Origin of the sequence: Brevundimonas abyssalis TAR-001 (genome assembly GCF_000466985.1) — a bacterium.
GTDB lineage: Bacteria > Pseudomonadota > Alphaproteobacteria > Caulobacterales > Caulobacteraceae > Brevundimonas > Brevundimonas abyssalis.
Window position 1 is genome coordinate 1 of record NZ_BATC01000094.1, and the last position, 5,486, is coordinate 5,486.

Annotated in this window: 6 protein-coding genes and 1 pseudogene; 1 reads left to right on the forward strand and 6 read right to left on the reverse strand. The window is 68.6% G+C overall.

Annotated elements, in window-relative coordinates; all coding sequences use genetic code 11:
- From MBEBAB_RS14340 to MBEBAB_RS14355, 4 genes and pseudogenes are all read right to left on the reverse strand, one after another.
- A pseudogene (locus tag MBEBAB_RS14340) lies at positions 1–533 on the reverse strand (hypothetical protein); the annotation flags it as partial.
- 103 nt (positions 534–636) lie between these two features.
- Positions 637–975 carry a hypothetical protein gene (locus tag MBEBAB_RS14345; protein WP_021698706.1) on the reverse strand — a complete coding sequence of 113 codons (339 nt, stop codon included), beginning with the start codon at positions 973–975 and terminating at the stop codon, positions 637–639.
- Between the two features lie 81 nt (positions 976–1,056).
- Entirely contained in the window at positions 1,057–2,688 is a 1,632-nt protein-coding gene (locus tag MBEBAB_RS14350; RefSeq protein WP_045319449.1) for a peptide chain release factor 3, read from the reverse strand.
- A 59-nt stretch (positions 2,689–2,747) separates the two neighbouring features.
- Positions 2,748–4,265 (reverse strand): hypothetical protein, encoded by a 1,518-nt coding sequence (locus MBEBAB_RS14355; protein WP_021698708.1) that lies wholly within the window; start codon positions 4,263–4,265, stop codon positions 2,748–2,750.
- 200 nt (positions 4,266–4,465) lie between these two features.
- Between MBEBAB_RS14355 and MBEBAB_RS16625 the strand changes: the two genes are divergently transcribed.
- Entirely contained in the window at positions 4,466–4,615 is a 150-nt protein-coding gene (locus MBEBAB_RS16625) for a hypothetical protein (protein WP_021698709.1), read from the forward strand.
- On the opposite strand, the gene MBEBAB_RS14365 is transcribed toward MBEBAB_RS16625, so the two are convergent.
- Together MBEBAB_RS14365 and MBEBAB_RS14370 are read right to left on the reverse strand one after the other, a co-directional pair.
- Complete coding sequence (locus MBEBAB_RS14365) at positions 4,616–4,996, reverse strand: hypothetical protein (protein ID WP_021698710.1); 381 nt, start codon at positions 4,994–4,996, stop codon at positions 4,616–4,618.
- Positions 4,997–5,093: 97 nt separating this feature from the next.
- On the reverse strand, positions 5,094–5,432 hold the full coding sequence (locus tag MBEBAB_RS14370) for a DUF1491 family protein (RefSeq protein WP_021698711.1): 339 nt from the start codon (positions 5,430–5,432) through the stop codon (positions 5,094–5,096).
- Positions 5,433–5,486 lie beyond the last annotated feature (54 nt).

Here is a 5,486-nt window from a genome sequence, read left to right on the forward strand (position 1 = left end):
GGACACGTCGTGGCCAGGGCGGAATCCATCAGGGCCGAGGCGTCCAGCATGGCGGCCGCCTCGCCGTTGCGGCGGGCCTTCAGCGCCTCGAGCCGGGCGTGGGCGACGGCGAGGCGGGCGGCGAGGGGGGCGGACCGCCCGGGCTCATGGCCGTCCAGGATCAGGTCGATCTGATCCAGAAGATCCGTGCCGCCTCGCTGTTCATACTGCAGCATCAGGCACAGGGCGCTCTCCATGGCCGCCTCGGCGTGCTGGTCCGGGGTGGTGGCGGCGCGGTCCGCATCGGAGGCGGCGGACAGGGCGCGGGCCAGACTGGCGCGGCGGCCGGTGCGGCGCGCGTGCTCGCGCCAGAGGGTCGAGGCCTTCAGTCCGGTGACGACAGGCTCGCGGCATCCGGTGCGATGGGCGTCGGTGGCCTGACCGCGGGCCTCGGCCTCCAGCAGGTCAGCGCCGATCAGCTCGATCCAGGTGCGGTCGCTTCCGTCCCGCGCCTGGGCGAACAGCCGTCTCAGATCTCGTCCGAACCCGAACATGGTGACCGCTCCTTTGTCCCGCATCGGGACCGTCTGACCTCATCCGCCCACAGACAAGCAAACGCAGCGCCGCGCCGGCGGTTCAGCGCCAAGCTTGAATCCCTCAGCCCAGATCCGGCGTCCGGTCCAGACATCGGGACAGGGCGTCTCGCGCGCCGCCCTCTCCAGCGGTCAATTCACGTACGGCCCGGATGCGGGCGCGGGTCTGGTCATTGTCGCTGACTTCCGGGGCTCGGCCCGACGCGTCGGCGGCCTGGCCCACGGCCAGGGACCAGTAGAGCGCCGCGTCGAACAGCATGCGCCCGCGCGGCGTCTCGCCGCCCTCAAGCTCTGACGCGGCCTGGGTCAGGCCCGCGCAGCGCACGGCCGAGTCATAGCCCGTCAGCACCGGCGTCTGCCCCGAAAGGCCTGTCAGCACCGCCATGGCGACCGCGACGATCATGAAGGATTTCCCGTGACGCCCCCAGCGTCGAAGTCGAATGAGAGCACGGAATCAGGGCGTCCGGAAGGCGGCCGCCCCGGCTTATCCCCGCTCTTTCGTCCTGGAGAACGCCACCTTCGGGAAGCGTTCGCCCACATAGCCCGTCTCCCACGACGACTTGGCCAGGAACACTGGCGCGCCGTCGATGTCGGCGGCCATCTGGGGGCGGTACTTGCCCATGAAGTCGTCCAGGTCGGCTTTTTCGCCGGACACCCAGCGGGCCTCGGCCCAGGGGCTGGGCTCGAACATGGAGTCCAGGCCGTATTCGCTGTTCAGCCGGTCGGCCATGACCTCGAATTGCAGCTGGCCCACCGCGCCGACGATGAAGTCCGCGCCCAGTTCGGGGCGGAACAGCTGGGTCACGCCCTCCTCGGCCAGACCCTCCAGCGCCTTCTTCAGGTGCTTGGCCTTGAGCGGATCCCTGACCCGCACCCGCTGCAGGATTTCCGGTGCGAAGTTCGGCAGGCCGGCGAAGCGCACCATGCCGCTCTCGGACAGGCTGTCGCCCACCCGCAGCACGCCGTGGTTGGGAATGCCGATCACGTCGCCCGCGAAGGCGTCGTCGGCCAGCTCGCGGTCCGAGGCGAAGAACATGATGGGCGCATTGACCGACAGAGCCTTGCCGGTGTTCTGGACCTTCAGCTTCATGCCCCGCTGGAACCGGCCGCTCGCCATGCGGAACATGGCGATGCGGTCGCGGTGGTTGGGGTCCATGTTGGCCTGGACCTTGAAGACGAAGCCGGTGACCTCGTCGGCGCCGGGCTGGACGATGATGTCCTCGGGCTCCGGCGCATTGCGGGTCTCGGGCGGGGCTTCCTTCTTCGCCTTCATGACCTTGGGCGCGGGAGCCCAGTCGCCGATGGCCTTGAGCAGTTCGTCGATGCCGAAGTGGCGCAGGGCCGAGCCCCACAGCACCGGCGTCATGTGGCCTTCCAGGAAGGCCTGGACGTCGAACGGCTTGTAGCCGCCCTCCACCAGCTCGGCGGCCTCGATCAAGGCCTCCTGCTCGCCTTGCTCGAAATATTCGGCGGCGTCGGACAGGGGCAGGGCGGGGGGATGGTCCGGATCCTCGGCCGCGCCGGCTTCCTTGCGGGCGTAGGGCTGGAAGCGGCCGGTGCCCATCTCCACCATGCCGCGCAGCCGGTTGCCGCTCTGGGCCGGCCACCAGATGGGGGAGGGGTCCAGCTGCAGGCGGGACGCGATCTCGTCCAGCAGGGCCATGGGGTCCTGGGCCTCACGGTCCAGCTTGTTGATGAAGGTGATGATCGGGATGTCGCGCAGGCGGCAGACCTCGAACAGCTTCAGGGTCTGGGGCTCGATGCCCTTGGCCGCGTCCAGCACCATGATGGCGCAGTCCGCCGCGGTCAGGGTGCGGTAGGTGTCCTCGGAGAAGTCCTCGTGGCCCGGGGTGTCCAGCAGGTTGAACATCTTGTCGTCGTGCTCGAACGTCATCACCGACGCCGAGACGGAGATGCCCCGCTCCTTCTCGATCTTCATCCAGTCCGAACGGGTGCGCCGGTTCTCGCCGCGCGCCCGCACCGCGCCCGCCGCGCGAATGGCGCCGCCGGCCAGCAGGATGTGCTCGGTCAGGGTGGTCTTGCCCGCGTCAGGGTGCGCGATGATGGCGAAGGTGCGCCTGCGCGCCGCCTCCTCAGGCAGTGTTCTTTTCGACATGGCCGCGCCGATAGCGCGGACGGCCGGAAAAGTCACTCACGGCGTTGCCGGCGCGGCGGTCAGTCGTCCTCGGCGGCCACCTCGGCATAGAGAGCCGCTCGCGCTTCCTCCAGCATGGTCCGGGCCGCGTCACGCATGTCGCCGCCATGGGGGCTGTTGGCCACAGGACCCAATTGCATCATGGCCTCGGCATGATGGCCACGCGTCATGAGGATCTGGGCGGTGCGATAGCGCACGGACATCACCTGCGGCGCCAGCAGGGCGGCCATGCGCATCGTCTGGATGTCGTTGTCATTGGGATAGCCGGGCTGGCCGTCGCGGGTGTCGGCGATCGCCAGGTAAATCCGGAAATCCGCCGGGTCCGCCTGATAGGCCCGCGCCAGATAGCCCCGCGCCTCATTCATGAGGGTTGTTCGCTGATCCTCGTCGAGCGGCTCGTCATCCGGGCCTTCGGCCTCGGCCAGAGCCGCCTGGGCCAGGCGCAGCAACGCCAGGGGGTCTTCCTGACCCTCCCCCACATAGGGCGCCAGCAACCGCCGCGCCTCGCCGGTGTCGCCGAAGCGGGTCTCGGCGTAGGCCAGGGTCAGGGCCGCCAGCCGGTCGTCGGGATGGCGCGCGGCCAGGCGGCGCACGTCCTCCATCAGCGCGGGACGGTCTTCCTCTTCCACCGACCGGCGCAGCCGCAGGTCCATCAGCAGCATGTCCTCCGCGCTGTCCGGCATGCGGGCGATCTCCACATCCGCCTCGGGCAGCTCGACCAGCAGTGTCCGGTACGGGATGGCGCCGGCCATGTAGCCCCGCAGAACGCCCGTCAAATCCGCCGCCTCGTGACCCAGGGTCTCCGCCGCCGAGGCGACCGGATCGGCGCCTTGCGCCACGCCCGCCAGATAGGCGCTGAGCTGCGGCCGGCGCTCGTCAGAGCCGAAGTAGTAGTGGGTCAGCAACCAGGACTGAGCGTAGAAGGCGTGAACCTGCGACGGCGCCGGGTCGGACGCCAGCACGGCCTCCATCGGCGCCCAGGCGTTGCTCTGGGCCAGGGAGCTCACGCGCCCGGGCGAATGTCCGCCCACCTGGATGCGGCCCGGCGTGACGTCTGCGGTCATGAAATATTCGGCGAAGCCCTCGACGAACCAACCCGGATAGGCGGCGGGGAAGTTGGCCAGCATGAAGTGGTGGGCGTACTCGTGGAAAAGCGTCGTGTCGCTTTCGTTGCGGCGCCGGTCGAAGATGGCGAAAACGCCCTGGTCACTCGGCAGGTAGAAGCCCGCTACGGAGGATCCGATTCCGGGACGCGCGCGGCGCAACTCACTGGCGCCGTTGACCACATAGACGGTCAGCGGCGTCGGAACGCGCTGATCGGCGACAGGAAAATGCAGGCGCAACAGGGCGTCGAACCGTTCCAGCTTTCGCACATAGCTGCGAAGCTCGCCCTCGCGGGTGTCCGAATAGACGATGAAATGCTCGCTCTCGGCGCGCAGCCAGTCCGCCCGGACGGGTGTCGCCGCGAGGATCAGGCCGAGAACCAGTCCGACCACCGCCAGGCTGTGCAGACGACCGAGGTTGAGCCAGGAAATCATTATCGCGCCCCCGCGCAGCTGTTCGGCCAAGGCTAGACCGGCGGGCCGCCGACACGCAACCTTGGCTGGTCAGGTCGCCGCCCGCTCACGGCTCCTCATCAATAACCCCTCGTCGGACAGGGCTTTTGGGGGTACATTACCGATCCGTAAGGCGAGACGGTCGGGCCATGCAGCCCGCCGCCGCTGAAGGAGGAAACCACATGACCATGACCCCGCAGTCGCGCGAGGACGCGCCCCCCGCTTTCCACAAGCCCGGAGAGCTTCACCCCGGTCTCTATCTTGTCATCGGGTTCGCCCTGCTGGTGGGCGCGGCCTTCGCGGTGAATGCGCTGTTCCGCGTGATCCTGTAGTCAGGCCGCCATGCGGCCCCAGACCGCCTTGTCGGCGGCGACGGCGTCCAGCGCGCCCTTGGAGGCGCGGGCGTGAAGCTGGTGCATGACCGGGGCGGGCAGGGCGCAGAAGCGCGGCTCCACCAGCTCGGGCGCGCAGTTCTTTTCGGGGGCCGCGAACATGGCCGCGTTCAGCTCGGGCGCGCGGTCGGCGATCAGCCAGGCCAGACGCAGGGCCCGCTCGGGGTCGTTGTGGTGCAGCATGGGATCCTCGGCGAACAGCTCGCACGCCAGTTCGATCACATAGTCCAGATCCAGCCGGTCGAACCGGCGCGCGTCGGCCGCCGTGACCGGGCAGGCCGCGTCGAGGTCGAACACCACATCGTTCAGCAGAAAGAGCACCGCACCATCACCATCTGTGTCGGGCGCATTTTTCGCCCGTTGATGGTGAGACTAACCGGGCGCGCTTTCAGCCCGGTTCACGAACGCGGTTAAGGATTTACGACCGCTCGCCCTGCACCGTCTCGGTGATGAAGTGGCGGCCCTGGCGGTCCTCGACCTCCACCACCCACAGGTCCGGATCATAGCCCACCTGCCTTTGTATATAGGCGTCCAGTTCGCTTTCCTGGTCGCTGGAGACGGGCTGGATCCACAGACGCTCGCCGTCCGGACCGAAGGCTTCGGTGTAGAGCCGCGCCTTTCGTTCCGAGGAGTCATAGGCCTTGACGATGACGCTTCCGGCCCGGGCGTCGCCCTTGCGCACCACCGTGGCGAAGGCCCCGGACAGTTCGGCGCGGCGGATCAGGGCGCCGACCCAGACATCGCTGGCGATAAGCAATTCGCTAACCCTGAAAGGAAACGGGACCGGAAGGGGTATGGCCTAGTCTGGCCC

Coding starts and splice junctions, on each gene's coding strand:
- MBEBAB_RS14345 (WP_021698706.1), bottom strand. CDS start 975: ATGATCGTCGCGGTCGCCATGGCGGTGCTGACAGGCCTTTCGGGGCAG.
- MBEBAB_RS16625 (WP_021698709.1), top strand. CDS start 4,466: ATGACCATGACCCCGCAGTCGCGCGAGGACGCGCCCCCCGCTTTCCAC.
- MBEBAB_RS14350 (WP_045319449.1), bottom strand. CDS start 2,688: ATGTCGAAAAGAACACTGCCTGAGGAGGCGGCGCGCAGGCGCACCTTC.
- MBEBAB_RS14355 (WP_021698708.1), bottom strand. CDS start 4,265: ATGATTTCCTGGCTCAACCTCGGTCGTCTGCACAGCCTGGCGGTGGTC.